At 68.3% G+C, this 16,297-nt stretch carries 14 protein-coding genes and 1 pseudogene; 13 read left to right on the forward strand and 2 right to left on the reverse strand.

Annotated elements, in window-relative coordinates; translation table 11 throughout:
• The 3 genes and pseudogenes from TSH20_RS04985 to rpmB all read left to right on the forward strand — a co-directional run.
• A pseudogene (locus tag TSH20_RS04985) lies at positions 1 to 380 on the forward strand (methylmalonyl Co-A mutase-associated GTPase MeaB); the annotation flags it as partial.
• A 229-nt stretch (positions 381 to 609) separates the two neighbouring features.
• Entirely contained in the window at positions 610 to 1,326 is a 717-nt protein-coding gene (locus TSH20_RS04990) for a phasin family protein (RefSeq protein WP_109073702.1), read from the forward strand.
• A 218-nt stretch (positions 1,327 to 1,544) separates the two neighbouring features.
• On the forward strand, positions 1,545 to 1,844 hold the full coding sequence (rpmB, locus tag TSH20_RS04995; RefSeq protein ID WP_042696295.1) for a 50S ribosomal protein L28: 300 nt from the start codon (positions 1,545 to 1,547) through the stop codon (positions 1,842 to 1,844).
• Between the two features lie 355 nt (positions 1,845 to 2,199).
• Here rpmB and TSH20_RS05000 read toward each other — a convergent pair whose 3' ends face one another.
• Positions 2,200 to 2,778 carry a RecX family transcriptional regulator gene (locus TSH20_RS05000; protein WP_109073703.1) on the reverse strand — a complete coding sequence of 193 codons (579 nt, stop codon included), beginning with the start codon at positions 2,776 to 2,778 and terminating at the stop codon, positions 2,200 to 2,202.
• A 98-nt stretch (positions 2,779 to 2,876) separates the two neighbouring features.
• Between TSH20_RS05000 and TSH20_RS05005 the strand changes: the two genes are divergently transcribed.
• The 6 genes from TSH20_RS05005 to TSH20_RS05030 all read left to right on the forward strand — a co-directional run bounded on the left by TSH20_RS05005 (position 2,877) and on the right by TSH20_RS05030 (position 8,139).
• Positions 2,877 to 3,680, forward strand: coding sequence for an ABC transporter permease (locus tag TSH20_RS05005; RefSeq protein WP_109073704.1), 804 nt, complete (start codon positions 2,877 to 2,879; stop codon positions 3,678 to 3,680).
• Between the two features lie 124 nt (positions 3,681 to 3,804).
• A complete protein-coding gene (locus tag TSH20_RS05010; RefSeq protein ID WP_247871081.1) occupies positions 3,805 to 4,977 on the forward strand; it encodes an aspartate aminotransferase family protein in 1,173 nt (390 codons plus the stop codon).
• Positions 4,974 to 5,921, forward strand: coding sequence for an ornithine carbamoyltransferase (gene argF, locus TSH20_RS05015; protein WP_109073706.1), 948 nt, complete (start codon positions 4,974 to 4,976; stop codon positions 5,919 to 5,921). The genes TSH20_RS05010 and argF overlap by 4 nt, the downstream gene beginning before the upstream one ends.
• A gap of 243 nt (positions 5,922 to 6,164) precedes the next feature.
• The gene (locus TSH20_RS05020) at positions 6,165 to 7,106 is read left to right on the forward strand and encodes an Hsp33 family molecular chaperone (RefSeq protein WP_109073707.1); all 942 of its coding nucleotides are present in this window, start codon (positions 6,165 to 6,167) and stop codon (positions 7,104 to 7,106) included.
• Between the two features lie 113 nt (positions 7,107 to 7,219).
• The gene (locus TSH20_RS05025) at positions 7,220 to 7,816 is read left to right on the forward strand and encodes a hypothetical protein (RefSeq protein WP_109073708.1); all 597 of its coding nucleotides are present in this window, start codon (positions 7,220 to 7,222) and stop codon (positions 7,814 to 7,816) included.
• 68 nt (positions 7,817 to 7,884) lie between these two features.
• Positions 7,885 to 8,139: a hypothetical protein gene (locus tag TSH20_RS05030; protein ID WP_109073709.1), complete on the forward strand. Its 255-nt coding sequence runs from the start codon at positions 7,885 to 7,887 to the stop codon at positions 8,137 to 8,139.
• A 119-nt stretch (positions 8,140 to 8,258) separates the two neighbouring features.
• Here TSH20_RS05030 and TSH20_RS05035 read toward each other — a convergent pair whose 3' ends face one another.
• Positions 8,259 to 10,151: a potassium transporter Kup gene (locus TSH20_RS05035; RefSeq protein WP_109073710.1), complete on the reverse strand. Its 1,893-nt coding sequence runs from the start codon at positions 10,149 to 10,151 to the stop codon at positions 8,259 to 8,261.
• A gap of 232 nt (positions 10,152 to 10,383) precedes the next feature.
• On the opposite strand from TSH20_RS05035, the gene TSH20_RS05040 reads away from it, so the two are divergent.
• The 4 genes from TSH20_RS05040 to TSH20_RS05055 all read left to right on the forward strand — a co-directional run bounded on the left by TSH20_RS05040 (position 10,384) and on the right by TSH20_RS05055 (position 16,244).
• On the forward strand, positions 10,384 to 11,442 hold the full coding sequence (locus TSH20_RS05040; RefSeq protein ID WP_109073711.1) for a diguanylate cyclase: 1,059 nt from the start codon (positions 10,384 to 10,386) through the stop codon (positions 11,440 to 11,442).
• A gap of 134 nt (positions 11,443 to 11,576) precedes the next feature.
• Positions 11,577 to 12,143 (forward strand): hypothetical protein, encoded by a 567-nt coding sequence (locus TSH20_RS05045; protein WP_109073712.1) that lies wholly within the window; start codon positions 11,577 to 11,579, stop codon positions 12,141 to 12,143.
• 15 nt (positions 12,144 to 12,158) lie between these two features.
• A complete protein-coding gene (locus TSH20_RS05050) occupies positions 12,159 to 12,680 on the forward strand; it encodes a hypothetical protein (RefSeq protein WP_109073713.1) in 522 nt (173 codons plus the stop codon).
• A gap of 282 nt (positions 12,681 to 12,962) precedes the next feature.
• Positions 12,963 to 16,244 carry an error-prone DNA polymerase gene (locus TSH20_RS05055; RefSeq protein ID WP_109073714.1) on the forward strand — a complete coding sequence of 1,094 codons (3,282 nt, stop codon included), beginning with the start codon at positions 12,963 to 12,965 and terminating at the stop codon, positions 16,242 to 16,244.
• Positions 16,245 to 16,297: the final 53 nt, after the last annotated feature.

A 16,297-nucleotide genomic window follows, 5' to 3' on the forward strand; every position in this document is an offset into this window, starting at 1 on the left:
CCCCCCCCCCCCCCGCCCGCCACACCGTCGCCGACTATCGCCACGCGCTGGCCCTGCTGCGCCACGGCGACTGGCGGGTGCCGGTGCTCAGCTGCTCCGCCTTCCAGAAGATCGGCATCGACACGGTGTGGCAGACCATCGGCGAGCACAAGGCGCTGACGGAGGCCAACGGCGCCCGCGCCACCCGCAGGGCCGAACAGGCCCGCGCCTGGCTGTGGAGCGAGATCCGCGAGACGCTGATCGACCGCTTCCGTGCTCATCCCGCCGTGCGGGCCGATCTGGCGCGACTCGAGGCGGAGGTGACCGCCGGAACCACCATTCCGGCCGCCGCCGCCCATATCCTGCTGGGGCGCTTCCTCGACCAACCGAGCGAATCATAAGTGGGCCCGGCATAATCCGTTCAGCTTATGCTGCACCGCAACAAATCCGTTGCACCGCACCAACCGTAGGGCTATTCTGCGCCGGGCGGGAAAGGGGCGACGTGTGTCGATTCGGCCTTTGTCGATTCGATGAACATCGCTTGGGCCGGGGTGCCCGCGGTCTCCTGGGGTTACGCCGGAGCGGCCTTTCCGTTTCCGCCAATGTGCCTTTTCCACGGGAGACAACGCCATGACCGCTCAGCCGACCCCCGCCAACGTCCTGAACCTGTTCAAGACCAACGCCCAAACCACCGCGGCCAAGTCCGCCCGCGTCGCCACCCTGGTCCAGGACGGCTACCGCCGCTGGTTCGACGGCGTGACCGCCTCGGTGAACGACGCCAGCCGTCTGGCCGCCGGGCTGGGCAAGGCCCGCACCCCCGCCGATCTGGCGGCGCTGCAGCGCGATTGGCTGTCCACCGCCCAGGCCCGCGTGACCGAGAGCGTGCAGGGCTTCCTGGACGTCTCCACCAAGATCGCCGCCGAGATCACCACCCTGCCGACTCCGGCCGCCGATGCCGCTCCGGTTGCCGCGCCCGCTCCGGTCGCATCCCCGAAGGCCGAGGCTCCGAAGCCGACGCTGGTGACGGTCGCCGCCCCGAAGGCCGAGGCGCCGAAGATCGAGGCAAAGGTCGAAGCCCCCGCGCCGGCCCCGGCCGTCGAGGCACCGAAAGCCGCTCCGGCGCCGGCCCCGGTTCCGGTCAAGGCTGCCGAGACCGCTCCGGTCGCCGCCGCCAAGCCGGTCGAGGTTCCAGTGCAGGAACTGGTCGAGACGGTGAAGGCCGAGCAGGCCGCTCCGGCCGCCGCCTTCGCCGAGGAGGTGAAGGCGGTGGCCAAGCCGGCGCCGCGCCGCCAGGCCAAGCCGGTTGCCGCCAAGCCGGCGTCGAAGACCTCCCCCACCGTGAACTGACACCGGTCACGGCAAGATTGGCGCGGCGCGTCTCTTCGCCTGATCGAAGAGGCCGCCGCGCTTCGACTCTCCACCTTTCCGCGACGACTCGGCTTTTGACGGTTTCATCGCGGATCCCGGCTTGACGACGGCGCTTTTGTTCGACTATATAGCGGCCTCCTTCGGGCGGCAGGCCGTCCGTTACCGGGTTTCATTTGCTAAAGTAAAGGATCAGTCCGATGGCACGTCGGTGCTCCGTGACCGGCAAGGGCACGCAGTTTGGCAACAACGTCAGCCACGCCAACAACAAGAATCGCCGCCGCTTCCAGCCGAACCTCCAGGAAACGTCGCTGCTCAGCGACAGCCTGGGGCAGCTGGTGCGTCTGCGCCTCTCGGTGAACGCGATCCGCTCGATCGAGCACAAGGGCGGCCTCGACGCCTTCCTGCTCGATGCGAAGGACGCCGTCCTGAGCCTCGACGCCCGTCGCATCAAGCGCCGGATCGCCAAGGCCCAGGAGAAGCAGCAGGTCGCGGCCTGATAGCTTCCCCGGCATCCGGGACGCGTTTGGTGTGCTGAGGCGGGGCGCTTGCCGCTCCGCCGACAAGAATTAGGACGCGTACAGGACGATTCCGACTCCCGGTAAGAGAGCGGCGCGCGACATCCGAAAGGGTGCCGCGCGTTTCGTCGTTTCTGGGGGGTGCTTCGGCTTCGCGGCGTTAGACCCCCACCTAACCTCCCCCGCTGGGCGGGGGAGGGACTGCCGCCGCTCTCCCGCATCAGCACCAATCCCCTCCCCCGCCCAGCTCTCGCACAAAGCTTTGCTTTGTGCTGACGCGGCAGGCGGACCGGAGGTCCGCTGAGAGCGGGGGAGGGTTAGGGTGGGGGTCCAACTTTCACTCCCCCAACAACTCCTCCGGGTCCTCCGCATCCACCACCCGCCGGGCGATCTCGTACCCGAAGCCTGCCCGCCCCAGCGCCGCCATGTCCTTGTCGCGGAGCGCCTCGCGCTGCTCCGGCCGGCGGTACGGCCCCAGCCGCCGCCGCTTCGCCAAAGCCAGCGCCGCCGTCAGGTCCAGATCGGGCCCGACATCCTCGCGCAGGCTGTCCAGCGCCTTGTCGGCCTCGTCGCGGCCGATGCCCTTGCCGGCCAGCTTCTGGGCGATCAGCCGGGTGGAGGCGCCGCGGCGATGGAGGCTCTCCGTCCGCATGCGGGCATAGGTCTCGTCGTTCAGCAGGCCGCTGCGGACATAGCGGGCCAGCAGTTCGTCGATCCAGCGGGCACCCTCCTCGCGGTCGGTGCCGTGCGCCTTGGCCGACAGGTCCACCTTGCGCATCAGCACCCGGCGCAGGTTGGCCGTCGAACTGGCGAAGCGCTCCAGGTAATGCAGCGCCGCATTCTCCAGATATTGCGGCGTGACCCGCTTCGGCGGCTTTCTGGCCGGGGAAGCGGAACGCTTGTCGTCAGTGCTCATGGCAGTCCCTTCGGAGGCGGCGGTTGCCGGATGGACGGGGGGCACGTACAGTCCGTGGCCTTACACCGGCCGGTTCCCAAAAGGCAGATCGTGACGCGATGACCCTTCCCCTTCCTCCCATGCCGCGCAATGTCGGTACCGTCAACTGGATCGGCCTGTGGACGCTCTACGCACGCGAGGTACGGCGCTTCATCAAGGTGCACCAGCAGACCGTCTGGGCGCCGGTGGTGACGACGCTGCTCTATTACGCGGTGTTCGCCCTGTCGCTCGGGTCGGCGGTGCGGATGGTGGGCGAGACGCCCTATCTGCAATTCCTGGCGCCCGGCCTGATCATGATGGCGATGGTGCAGAACGCCTTCGCCAACACCTCCTCCTCCGTCGTCATCGCCAAGGTCCAGGGCAACATCGTCGACATCCTGATGCCGCCGCTGTCGCCGATGGAACTGGTCAGCGGCTTCGTCTTCGGCGGCATCACCCGGGGCGTCGTGGTCGGTCTGGTGACGGGGCTCGCCATCTGGGCGGTGATCCCGATGCACATGCCGCATCCCGGCTTCGTGCTGTTCCACGCGGTGATGGCGTCGATGCTGCTGTCGCTGCTGGGTCTGGTCGGCGGTGTCTGGTCGGAGAAGTTCGACAACATCGCCGCGGTCACCAACTTCGTGGTGACGCCGCTGTCCTTCCTGTCCGGCACCTTCTATTCGGTCGACACGCTGCCGCCGGTCTTCTGGTGGGTCGCCCATTTCGACCCGTTCTTCTACATGATCGACGGCTTCCGCTACGGCTTCATCGGGGTGTCCGACGGGGCGCGCTGGCTTGGCGTCGCGGTGATGCTGGGCGTGAATGCCGGCCTTTGGTGGCTCGCCTGGCGCATGTTCAAGACCGGATACAAGCTCAAGGCGTAAAGACGCGGCAATCGCCGCGCTTTCCCACCCCTATCCGTTGACAGAACCCATCAATCCCCGGATATTTGCCGTTCCCGGCGGTCAGGCATGGCCGCCGGATTTTCCATTTTTGGAGTCCAAAGCCGTGATCCCCGTCGTTATGCCCACATACGCCCGCGCCGACGTCGTGTTCGAGCGCGGTGAAGGTCCGTATCTCTACGCGACCGACGGGCGACGATTCCTCGACTTCGCCGCCGGCGTCGCGGTGAACGCGCTGGGTCACGCGCACCCCTATCTGGTCGAAAAGCTGACCGAGCAGGCGAAGAAGCTGTGGCACACCTCCAACCTGTTCCGGGTCGCCGGACAGGAGAGCCTTGGCAAGCGCCTGACCGAGGTGACCTTCGCCGACACGGTGTTCTTCACGAACTCCGGTGCGGAAGCGTGGGAATGCGGCGCCAAGGCCGTCCGCAAGTACCACTATGACTCCGGCAACCCGCAGAAGAACCGCATCATCACCTTCGAGCAGGCCTTCCACGGCCGCACGCTTGGCGCCATCTCGGCCGCCAAGCAGGAGAAGCTGGTGCACGGCTTCGACCCGCTGCTGGACGGCTTCGATCAGGTGCCGTTCGGCGACCTCGACGCCGTGCGCGCCGCGATCACGCCGCAGACCGGCGGAATCTGCGTCGAGCCGATCCAGGGCGAGGGCGGCATCCGCGCCGGCTCGGTGGAGTTCCTGCGTGGCCTGCGCGCGCTGTGCGACGAGCATGGCCTGCTGCTGTTCCTGGACGAGATCCAGTGCGGCATGGGCCGCACCGGCAAGCTGTTCGCCCATGAATGGGCCGGCATCACCCCGGACGTCATGTGCGTCGCCAAGGGCATCGGCGGCGGCTTTCCGCTCGGCGCCTGCCTTGCCACCGAGCGCGCGGCGTCGGGCATGACCGCCGGCACCCACGGCTCGACCTATGGCGGCAACCCGCTGGCGACCGCCGTCGGCAACGCCGTGCTGGACGTCATGCTGGCGCCGGGCTTCCTGGACACCGTACAGCAGACCTCGGCCTCTCTGCGCGGCCGTCTGGAAGAGCTGGTCGCCAAGTATCCGTCGCTGTTCCTGGAACTGCGTGGCCAGGGCCTGATGCTGGGCCTGAAGCTGGGCCAGCCGGTCGGCGAGGTGGTGACGAAGCTGCGCGCCAACGGCCTGCTGTCGGTCCCGGCCGGCGACAATGTGGTGCGGCTGCTGCCGCCCCTGAACATCGGCGAAGCCGAAGTGAACGAAGCCGTCGCGATTCTCGACCGGACGGCGCAGGAGTGCGTGGGATGAGCGGCGACAATAACAACAACACGGTCCGGCATTTTCTCGACATCGACCGGCTGGACGGCGCCACCCTGCGCCGTCTGCTCGACCATGCCGTCCGCATCAAGGCCGACCTGAAGAAGGACCGGCTGGCCCATTCCACCCTGCTGGCCGGCCGTTCGCTGGCCCTGATCTTCGAGAAGCCCTCGACCCGCACCCGCGTCTCGTTCGAGGTCGGCATGCAGCAGTTCGGCGGCAGCGTCGTGGTGCTGAAGCCCGACGACATGCAGCTGGGCCGCGGCGAGACCATCGGCGACACCGCCCGCGTGCTGTCCCGATTCGTCGACGCCGTGATGGTCCGCACCACCGGCGAGGAGCGGGTGCATGAGTTGGCGGCCCATGCCAGCATCCCGATCATCAACGGCCTGACCGACCAGACCCACCCCTGCCAGATCATGGCCGACCTGATGACCTTCGAGGAGCATCGCGGTCCGATCAACGGCCGGACGGTCGCCTGGATCGGCGACTGCAACAACGTCGCGGTCAGCTGGGCGCACGCCGCCGTCCGCTTCGGCTTCGAGCTGCGTCTGGCCTGCCCGACCGTCTACGGCCCGTCGCCGGAGCTGCTGGCCTGGGCGGAGCGCGAGGGCACCGGCCGTCTGGTCGTCACCGAATCGCCGGAAGAGGCGGTGCGCGGGGTCGAATGCGTCATCACCGACGCCTGGGCCTCGATGCACAACACCGACGTGGACGAGCGCGCGGCGATCCTCACCCCCTATCAGGTGAACGAGGCGCTGATGGCGCACGCCCATCCGGATGCGCTGTTCATGCACTGCCTGCCGGCCCACCGGAACGAGGAAGTGACCGACGGCGTGATCGACGGCCGCCATTCGGTGGTCTGGGACGAGGCGGAAAACCGCCTGCACGCCCAGAAGGCCATCCTCGGCTGGTGCATAGGCGTTCTGGATTGAGCGTAGGTTAGACCCCCACCTAACCTCCCCCGCTGGGCGGGGGAGGGACTGCCGCCGAATGCCAACAAAGGTCCAATCCCCTCCCCCGCCCAGCGGGGGAGGGTCAGGGTGGGGGCCTAACTTCCCCACACCACAGGCCACCCCCATGCATGGGTGCCCTGCCGATCTTGATTCGGCCGCTCTCCGCCCCGATCTTCGGCCCTACGCCTGCATAACCGGTCTCTGTCTTAAGGAATCCGCCCTATGGACGATCCGTCCGTCCGCCCGCTCACCGATGATTTCGTCCTGCCGTTCCAGATCGAGGCGTCGCGCCTGCGCGGCCGCGTCGTCAAGCTGGGGCCGGCGATCGACGAGATCCTGACCCGCCACGACTATCCGCCCACCGTCGCCCGCTTCCTGGCGGAGACGGCGACGCTGGCCGTGCTGCTCGCCAGCATGCTGAAGTACGAGGGCATCTTCACGCTGCAGACCAAGGGCGACGGGCCGATCCGCCTGATGGTGGCCGACGTCACCTCGGTCGGCGACGTGCGCGCCTATGCCCAGTTCGATCCGGAAGCCCTGGCCAAGGCCGAGCGGGACGTCGACATCGCCCCGGCCGCGGCGCTGCTCGGCAAGGGCTACATCGCCTTCACGGTGGACCAGGGTCAGGACACCGACCGCTACCAGGGCATCGTCGAGCTGTACGGCAAGACGCTGACCGACTGCGTCCAGCATTACTTCCGCCAGTCGGAACAGATCGACACCGGCCTGACCGTCTCGGTCGACCGCGAGGTCAAGCCGGACGGCACCCCCGGCCAGTGGCGCACCGGCGGCATCATGGTCCAGCGCCTGCCGCAGGAGCAGGGTCTGGTCGCGTCGGACAACGAGGACGACTGGCGCCGCGCTATGGTGCTGATGGCCAGCGTCACCGGCGACGAGCTGCTGTCGACCGATCTTGCCGCCTCCGACCTGCTCTACCGCCTGTTCCACGAGGACGGCGTGCGCGTCTACGAGGGCCATGCGCTCCGCTTCGGCTGCCGCTGCTCGCGCGAGCGGGTGGAAAACATGCTGCGCAGCCTGCCCCGCGCAGAGGTGCAGGAGCTGAAGATCGACGACGGCCGGGTCGAGGTGACCTGCCAGTTCTGCTCGACCGACTACCACTTCACCGACGCGGATCTCGACCGCGTGTATGGACCTGCCTCGTAACGGGGAATAGGGTCCGATACCAGCGCGTTCATGGGGGCGCGGCGTCCGCGCCGCGCCCCTTTCCTTTTCCAGTAACCCAGGTTGCCGAACGCAGCCCAAGAACCGGAGCCCCCATGCTGTCGCGCCGCTTTGCCCTCGCCGCCGGAATGGCCACCCTCCTGCTTGCCGCCTGCCAGAGCGCGCCGCCGCGGCCGGCGCCGCGGCCGGTCGATTTCTCCAATTTCGGGCCGATCGTGCTGAATGCCGGCACCATCGACGTGGTCGACGCCTACCGCCCGGTTGGCGGCAAGCATGTGGAGAACCGCTCCGCCGTTCCGCCGGTCGAGGCGGTGCGGCGCTGGGCGGCGGAGCGGCTGCAGGCGGCCGGCGGACCGGGGCGCGTGCGCGTCACCATCCGCGACGCCAGCATCGTCGAGGTGCCCCTGCCCACCAAGAAGGGTCTCACCGGCTATTTCACCAACGACCAGGCCCAGCGCTATGACGGGCGCATCGAGGTGGAGATCGCCGGCGAGGTGCCGGACACCGGCAGCGGCGGCTTCCGCGGCGTGACCCGCTCCACCGTCACCCACTCCACCACCGTGGCGGAGAACATCTCGCTGGCCGATCGCGAGGCGACTTTCCTCGACATCACCCGCCGGATGATGGAGGACCTGAACGCCCGCCTCGACGCCGGCATCCGCAAGGATCTGGCGCCGATGGTCCGGCGCTGAGCCCATTGCGGCAGTTGGCCCGGCCCTTGCGATGGGCACTCGACCTTTCGTCAGAACGGAGAGTGCCCATGCCGAAATTCGACCTCTACGTCGTCAGGCCGCCGGAGGGATCGGCCACAATCACCGCCATCCCCGAGGAAAAACAGCAGGCGTCCCAGGCGGCGCTCCGCAACCTCAGCCGCTCCGGCTGCGTGGTGAAGTCCTTGGGCGACATCGATCTGTCCTTCGTCAAGAAGTCGGAGGCGCAGATCAAGCTGGAACTGGCGGTGCGGCAGATGTTCGCCGCCTCCGCCTACAAGCCGCCGGTCTCTATAGTCTGGTGAAGGCCGTCTGGTGAGCACCGGCCGGTAGCGGCATGAGGTGGGCGGCCTTCGGGCGGGGGCGGCAGAAACTGCCCCCGCCCGCCGCCCCACAAGGGAACTTCTGGCCGGCAGAAACGACCTCAGATCTCCAGCTGCATGCCCAGCTCGACCACCCGGTTGGGCGGGATGCAGAAATATTCCGACGCGCTGGACGACAGCTTCGACAGGAAGATGAACAGCGGTTCCTGCCAGCGCGGCAGGCCGGATTTGCCGTGGGTGCGGATCAGCGTCTCGCGGCTGACGAAATAGGTCGTTTCCATCGGCTCGAACGGCAGTCCCGGGATGCGCCGGATCTCCAGCGCCTGCGGAATGTCGGGCTCGTCCTTGAAGCCGAAATGGACGATCAGCCGGAAGAAGCCGGCGGACAGCGCCTTCAACTCGAAGCGCTGGTCGTCCGGCACATGGGGCACGTCCTCGATGTCGACGGTCAACAGCACGACCCGTTGATGGAGCACCTTGTAGTGCTTCAGGCTGTGCAGCAGCCCCGGCGGCAGGCCGCGCGGGTTGCCGGTCAGGAAGACGGCGGTGCCCGGCACCCGCTGCACCGACCCGCCCTTCAGCCGCTCCAGCAGCATGTCGAAGGGCAGCGCGTCCTCGGCCAGCCGCTTGCGCACCACCTCGCGCCCGCGCCGCCACGTCGCCATCAGCAGGAAGACCATCGCGCCGACCACAAGCGGGAACCAGCCGCCCTCCTCCACCTTGATCAGATTGGACAGGAAGAAGGCGAGATCGACCGACAGGAACACCACCAGCGCCAGCACCGCCTGCCACAGCTTCCAGCGGCCGAGCGAGCGCGCCACCTTGTAGGCCAGCAGCGTGGTCGCCACCATCGTGCCGGTCACCGCGATGCCATAGGCGGCGGCGAGGTTGCTGGAGGTCTGGAAGCTCAGCACCAGCACGATGACCCCGGCCAGCAGCAGCCAGGTCAGCTGCGGCATGTAGATCTGCCCCTTCTCATGCTCCGAGGTATGCATCACCTCCATCCGCGGCAGGTAGCGCAGATGCATCGCCTGCAGCGTCACCGAATAGGCGCCGGAGATCACCGCCTGCCCGGCGATGATGGTGGCGGCGGTCGCCAGCAGCAGAAGCGGCACCTGCGCCCAGTCCGGCGCCAGATGGAAGAAGGGGTTCTCGATCGCCTCCGGTTCGTGCAGCAGCAGGGCGCCCTGGCCGAAATAGCACAGCAGCAGCGACGGCAGCACGATGACGTACCAGGCGCCGCGGATCGGCTTGCGGCCGAAATGGCCCATGTCGGCATAGAGCGCCTCCGCCCCGGTCACCGCCAGCACCACCGCACCCAGCAGCAGGAAGCCGTGCCAGCCGTGGTTGAACAGCATCTCCACCGCATGGCCGGGCCACACCGCACCCAGCACACCGGGATAGCGGATGATCTGCCCGATGCCCAGCGCCGCCAGCGTCAGGAACCAGACCATCATCACCGGGCCGAACAGCTTGCCGACCTTCTCCGTCCCGAACCGCTGCAGGACGAACAGGCCGACCAGGATGGTCAGCGTGATCGGGATGACGTAGCTGTCCAGGGCGGGGGCGACGACATGCAGCCCCTCCACCGCGCTCAGCACCGAGATGGCGGGGGTGATGAGGCTGTCGCCGTAGAACAGCGAGGCGCCCATCACGCCGATCGCCATGACCATCCCGGTCCGCCGGTGGCCCGGCCGCATGCCGCGCAGAGCCAGCGCGGTCAGCGCCAGGATGCCGCCCTCGCCCTGGTTGTCGGCGCGCATGATGAAGACGACGTATTTCACCGTCACCGTGATGATCAGCGCCCAGAAGATCAGAGACAGCACACCCAGGATGACCTCGGGCGTCAGCGGGAAGCCGCCGCCCTCGGTCAGGCATTCGCGCAGCGTGTAGAGCGGGCTGGTGCCGATGTCGCCATAGACGACACCCAGCGCCCCCAGCGCGAGCGCGCGCAGCTTCGCCGCATGCTCCCGCCCGTCCATGCTTGCTTCCATACCCGGTCCGCTCCGATCGTTTCGTACACACGGCCATGCCTAAGGTGGCTTGGCGTCGCCGCGCAAGCCCCGAATGGCGAAACGCGCCACCGGCCCGACCGATCCGCCGTCAATTTTGCCGCACCCCATCCAAAATGATATGGGGCGGGCGCGGCACTCGGCACCGTTGCATCGGCGGCGGCCGCGTGGTTCTATCCTTACGTGTACCGTGTACAGTTCCGAGCCGGCAGCCATGTCCCATGATCTCCTGTTCGCCTCGGACGAGTCTCCCGACCCGCGGAATGCCTCCGCCGCGGCGGAGGCCACCGATCCCGGCGCTCCTCCCTGGCTGGTGCTGGTCGCCGACGACGAGCCGGAGGTGCATGCCGTAACCCGGCTGGCGCTCGCCCGGCTGCGCTTCCGCGACCGTCCCGTCCGCCTGCTCGACTGCGCCAGCGCGGCGGAGGCGGAGCGCATCCTGCGCAACACCCCGGACATCGCCGTCATCCTGCTCGACGTGGTGATGGAGACCGAGGATGCCGGCCTGCAGCTGGTCCGCCGAATCCGCCAGAATCTGGGCAACCGCGCCGTCCGCATCGTCCTGCGCACCGGCCAGCCGGCCCGCGTGCCGGAGGAGGATCTGGTCCTCGCCTATGAGATCGACGGCTATACCGCGAAGACGGAGCTGACGGCGCGCCGCCTGTTCACCAGCGTGGTCACGGCACTCCGCGCCTATGCCGAGCTGGCGGATCTCGAACGCCGCCTCGCCGAGCGCAGCCGCGCGCTGGAGGAGGCGACCGTCCGCCTGAACCGCATGGCGACGCTGGACCCGCTGACCGGCGTGTGGAATCGCCGCCGCTTCCTGGAGCTGGCGGCGGCGGAGCTGGCGCGGGCGCGCCGCTATGGCCGGCATCTCGGCGTCTTCCTGCTCGACCTCGACGGCTTCAAGGCGGTCAACGACACCCATGGCGACGCCGCCGGCGATGCGGTCCTGCGCGCGGTGGTGAAGCGGGTGCGGGCGGCGCTGCGCATCTCCGACCACATCGCCCGCTCCGGCGGGGCGGAGTTCGTGGTGCTTCTGCCGGAAACCGACGGGGCCGGCACCGCCGTGGTGGCGGAACGGGTGCGCGCAGCCCTGGCCGACAGCCCCATCCTGCTGGAGGAGCGGGCGATCCCCGTCACCGCCAGCATCGGCGTGGCCGACTGGCTGCCCAGTGAACCCGGCGTCGAACAGACCCTGCACCGTGCCGAACATGCGCTGCACGCCGCCAAACAGGCTGGTCGCAACCGGGTGGAACGGGCGGAGGGATAAGACATTCGTCCCCTACCGGCATGTTTCATGTGAAATATCGTTACAGCGCCGCGATTGAACCACGGCAAGCGAGGGGGTACTCCTTAGGGTCGGAAGCATCCACCCGGATTGCATTCCCGATCGGGGACTCGCACATGTGGCAGGACTATACCAACGCGCTGATCACCGCCTTCGGGTTGTCGGGGCTGGGGTTCGGCATCGGCAAGCTCGTCATCGTGCTCGGCGAACGCGCGATCGAACGCCGCCACGGGTCGGAGGGGGTGCGCGACGTCATCGCCCGCCGCGCCAAGATGGAGACGAAGTTCGAAGCCCGCCGCGGCGACCGCATCCGCGAGCTGAAGGAACTGGACGGCGCAGTCGAGGATGTGCTGCGCCGCCGCAAGGTGATGGAACGCCAGATCGAGGATGCGCGCCAATCCGGCGAACGGCTGGTCCGCCTGGTCGGCGAGGAGGTCCAGGGCAGTCCCTGCTACGTCGCCATGGTCGTGAACAAATATGTCGGCACCGGCGCCGTCCAGCAGAGCCAGCACGCATTGGTCGACCCGAGCTGGGCGCAGCCGCAGATGATCGAGGTGTGGGCGCGCTCGATGGCGGAAGCGCGGACCGAGATCGAGCGGCGCTATCCGCCCGCCTTCGGCTATGCGGTGACGCGGATGCAGGAGTTCCTGTCCGCCGACACGCCGGTCGCCAAAGCGAGCTGAGATAGAGGACGCGCCATGGACAGCATGCCCTACATCTTCGCCGGCCTGGTCGGCCTCGCCTCGCTGGCGGTGTCGCTGCTGCTGGCTCTGCGCCGCCTGAAGACGTCGGAGGAGCGGATCGCCACCGCCGTCTCGCGCAAGCAGGCGCAGGTGGAGCGGATCAAGAAGATCGCCCGAGTCACGCTGCAGCAGGCCCGCGACCTGCGCGACGCCCGCCGCCGCAAGGCGATGGCCGAGCTGGGCTGCGAGGATCTCGAACAGCGCCTGAAGGCCGCCGGCGCCGCCGACCGCCGCATCTATGTGCTGGACGACCGCCGCACCCAGAAGGACCAGGGCTGGCTTCTGCGGGTGGTCAACATCGAATACGCCTCCCGCGTCAACGCCAGCCTCACCCCCACCGCGCTGGACAGCTGGAAGCGCGGCCGGCGCTTTCTGGTCTGGGCGCTGGACGAGAAGAAGGCCCGCGAAAAGGTCAACGCCCGCTTCCCGGAGAACAAGGGCTTCGCGGTCATGGGCGTGGAGTCCTACTTGGGGTGAGTTTCGGCTTCGATCGCCCCCACCCTGACCCTCCCCCGCTCTCAGCGGACCTACGGTCCGCCTGTCGCGTCAGCACAAAGCGAAGCTTTGTGCGAGAGCTGGGCGGGGGAGGGGATTAAGCGCTTGTTTGAAAAGGCAGCGGCAGTCCCTCCCCCGCCCAGCGGGGGAGGTTAGGTGGGGGCAATCGAAGCCAACACTTCCCCGCCACAATAATGACACCAATCCCATTTTCGGACTATCATCCCCGCGCGCACCCATCCACGCGCGCCGGGGAGCCTTGCCATGATCCGTTACGCAGAGTTGCAGGTCGCCACCAACTTCAGCTTTCTGGAGGGGGCTTCGCACGCTGACGAGCTGGCGATGACCGCGGCGGCGCTCGGGCTGGCGGCGGTGGGGGTGACGGACCGCAATTCGCTGGCCGGCGTGGTGCAGATGCATGCGGCGGCGAAGAAGGCGGGCATCCGGGCGCTGATCGGCTGCCGGCTCGACCTGACCGACGCCGACAGCCTGCTGGCCTACCCGACCGACCGCGCCGCCTATGCCCGGCTGTCGCGGCTGCTGACCCTGGGCAAGATGCGGGCGCCGAAGGGCGAGTGCTTCATCGCCCGCGCCGACGTGCTGGCCCATGCCGAGGGCATGCTGTTCCTGCTGCTCGGCCCCCACCAGCGCGCCGGCCAGTCTGCCGAGTCGTTCCTGCGCGAACTGCGCGCCTGGCGCGGCGGGCTGGCGCGCGGGCAGCTCTATCTGGCGGCGAGCCACCGCTACCAGGGCGACGATTCCCGGCGGCTGCGCTGGCTGGCCGGGCTGGCGGAGGCGGAGGGAGTGCCGCTGGTCGCCACCAACGACGTGCTCTATCATGGCGCCGGCCGGCGGGCGCTGGCCGACGTGATGACCTGCATCCGCCACCACACCACCATCGACGAGGCCGGCTGGCGGCTGTCCGCCAATGCCGAGCGCCACCTGAAACCGGCCGTCGAGATGGTGCGCCTGTTCCGCGACCACCCCGACGCCGTCGCCCGCACTCTGGAGATCGCCGAGGCCTGCCGCTTCTCGCTGGACGAGTTGCGCTATGAATATCCCGACGAAGTGGCGGAGGGCCGCGATCCGCAGGACACGCTGGTGACGCTGACCTGGGAGGGGGGCGCAAGACTGTATCCCGGCGGCATCCCCGACAAGGTCCGCGCCGCCGTCAAGCATGAGTTGGCCTTGATCGGGGAGCTGCATTACGCCCCTTATTTCCTGACCGTCCACGACATCGTCCGATTCGCGCGGAGCCAGGGCATCCTCTGCCAGGGGCGCGGCAGTGCGGCCAATTCCGCCGTCTGCTACTGCCTGGGCATCACGTCGGTCGATCCGACCGAGGTCGATCTGCTGTTCGAGCGCTTCATCTCCACCGCCCGCGGCGAGCCCCCCGACATCGACGTCGATTTCGAACATGAGCGGCGCGAGGAGGTGATCCAGTACATCTACAGGAAGTACGGCCGCGCCCGCGCCGGCCTGACCGCCACCGTCATCCGCTACCGCGCCCGCAGCGCCCTGCGCGAGGTCGGCAAGGCGATGGGGTTGTCGGCCGATCTGGTGGCGCGGCTGACCGGCTCCATCTGGGGCTGGAGCCGCGACGGCGTCGACGAGGAGCGTGCCCGCTCGCTCGGCGTCGATCCCGATGATCCAAGGCTCAAGCGCACGCTGGAACTCGCTCAGGAGCTGATCGGCTTTCCCCGCCATCTGTCGCAGCATGTCGGCGGCTTCGTCATCACCCGTGGCCCGCTGTCGGATCTCTGCCCCGTCGCCAATGCGGCGATGGAGGATCGCAGCACCATCGAATGGGACAAGGACGACATCGACGCGTTGGGCATCCTGAAGGTCGACGTGCTGGCGCTGGGCATGCTGACCTGCATCCATCGCGCCTTCGACCTGATCGAGCAGGTGCACGGGCAGCGCTGGACGCTCGACAGCCTGCCCAAGGAGGACCCGGCGGTCTACGAGATGCTGGGGCGGGCCGACAGCCTGGGCGTCTTCCAGGTCGAAAGCCGCGCGCAGATGAGCATGCTGCCCCGGCTGAAGCCCAAGAAATTTTACGATCTGGTGATCGAGGTCGCCATCGTCCGCCCCGGCCCGATCCAGGGCGGGATGGTCCATCCCTACCTGCGCCGCCGCAGCGGGGCAGAGGACATCACCTACCCGATGCCGAAGCTGGAGCCGGTCCTCTACAAGACGTTGGGCGTGCCGCTGTTCCAGGAGCAGGCGATGAAGGTCGCCATGGTCGGTGCCGGCTTCACCGCGGAGGAGGCCGACCAGCTGCGCCGCGCCATGGCCGCCTTCCGCAAGACCGGAAAGGTCCAGCTGTTCCACGACAAGTTCATCGCCGGCATGATCGCCAACGGCTGTGACCCCACCTTTGCCGAGCGCTGTTTCCAGCAGATCGAGGGGTTCGGCGAGTACGGCTTCCCGGAAAGCCACGCCGCCAGCTTCGCCCTGCTGGTCTATGTCTCCGCCTGGATCAAGCGCCACCACCCCGCCATCTTCGCCGCCGCCCTGCTGAACAGCCAGCCCATGGGCTTCTACGCCCCGGCGCAGATCGTCCGCGATGCAAGGGAGCACGGCGTGACGGTGCTGCCGCCCGATGTGAACCTGTCGGGCTGGGATTGCGCGGTGGAATATGCGCCCTCTCCCGCCCTACACCAGTCCCTTCTCCCCCCCGGGGAGAAGGTTAGGATGAGGGGGTTCGGCGCAGCCGAAGAGATCCACACCACGCATCCCCCTCACCCCGACCCTCTCCCCGGGGGGGAGAGGGGGAATCTCGGAGAGGGCACTTCCCACCTCCGCCTCGGCCTCCGCCTCATCAAGGGCTTCACCGAGTCGCACGCCGACGCCATCGTCCTCTCCCGCGCCGGCGGCTACCGCGACCCCTACGACCTTTGGCGGCGCGCCCGCCTGCCGGTTGCGGCCCTGGAAAAGCTGGCAAAGGCAGACGCCTTCCGCTCCGTCGGGCTCGACCGCCGGGCGGCGCTGTGGGCGGTGCGGGCGCTGGGCGACCAGCCGCTGCCGCTCTTCGCCCGCCTCGACGGCCCCCCGTACAATCCAATGGCCGAGGAACCCGAAGCCCCCCTGCCCGCCATGGCGCTCGGCGAACATGTGGTGATGGATTACACCAGCCTGTCCCTGTCGCTGAAGGCCCACCCTCTGTCGCTGTTGCGCGACGGCCTGCCCGGCATCACCCCGGCGGCGCGGCTTGCCCAGGCTCGCGACGGCCGGCGCCTGACCACCGCCGGCCTCGTCCTGGTCCGCCAGCGGCCGGGCAGCGCCGAGGGCGTCGTCTTCATCACGCTGGAGGACGAGACCGGGGTCGCCAACCTCGTCGTCATGCCGGATGCCTTCGAAACCTTCCGCCGCCCGATCATGACCGCCCGGCTGATGGCCGCCACCGGCCGGGTGCAGAACCAGGAGGGCGTCGTCCATCTGCGGGTGGAATCGCTGATCGACCTGACCCACCGGCTGGCCGAACTGACCGGCGAGGACCGCCATGCCGAAAGACCATTTCCCAAGGGCCGCAATTTTCATTGAAGGAGCTGATTGCTCCTGACATCACGCTGTCAGGAGGGGGTGTGCTATCAAGG

It is taken from the genome of Azospirillum sp. TSH20 (genome assembly GCF_003115935.1).
Classification (GTDB): domain Bacteria; phylum Pseudomonadota; class Alphaproteobacteria; order Azospirillales; family Azospirillaceae; genus Azospirillum.

Bases quoted from the DNA above. Each gene is read 5' to 3' on its own strand.
- argF (WP_109073706.1), top strand. From the start codon at position 4,974: ATGAGCGGCGACAATAACAACAACACGGTCCGGCATTTTCTCGACATC.
- TSH20_RS05045 (WP_109073712.1), top strand. From the start codon at position 11,577: ATGTGGCAGGACTATACCAACGCGCTGATCACCGCCTTCGGGTTGTCG.
- TSH20_RS05035 (WP_109073710.1), bottom strand. From the start codon at position 10,151: ATGGAAGCAAGCATGGACGGGCGGGAGCATGCGGCGAAGCTGCGCGCG.
- TSH20_RS05055 (WP_109073714.1), top strand. From the start codon at position 12,963: ATGATCCGTTACGCAGAGTTGCAGGTCGCCACCAACTTCAGCTTTCTG.
- TSH20_RS05020 (WP_109073707.1), top strand. From the start codon at position 6,165: ATGGACGATCCGTCCGTCCGCCCGCTCACCGATGATTTCGTCCTGCCG.
- TSH20_RS05005 (WP_109073704.1), top strand. From the start codon at position 2,877: ATGACCCTTCCCCTTCCTCCCATGCCGCGCAATGTCGGTACCGTCAAC.
- TSH20_RS04990 (WP_109073702.1), top strand. From the start codon at position 610: ATGACCGCTCAGCCGACCCCCGCCAACGTCCTGAACCTGTTCAAGACC.
- TSH20_RS05025 (WP_109073708.1), top strand. From the start codon at position 7,220: ATGCTGTCGCGCCGCTTTGCCCTCGCCGCCGGAATGGCCACCCTCCTG.
- TSH20_RS05000 (WP_109073703.1), bottom strand. From the start codon at position 2,778: ATGAGCACTGACGACAAGCGTTCCGCTTCCCCGGCCAGAAAGCCGCCG.
- TSH20_RS05040 (WP_109073711.1), top strand. From the start codon at position 10,384: ATGTCCCATGATCTCCTGTTCGCCTCGGACGAGTCTCCCGACCCGCGG.
- TSH20_RS05050 (WP_109073713.1), top strand. From the start codon at position 12,159: ATGGACAGCATGCCCTACATCTTCGCCGGCCTGGTCGGCCTCGCCTCG.
- TSH20_RS05030 (WP_109073709.1), top strand. From the start codon at position 7,885: ATGCCGAAATTCGACCTCTACGTCGTCAGGCCGCCGGAGGGATCGGCC.
- rpmB (WP_042696295.1), top strand. From the start codon at position 1,545: ATGGCACGTCGGTGCTCCGTGACCGGCAAGGGCACGCAGTTTGGCAAC.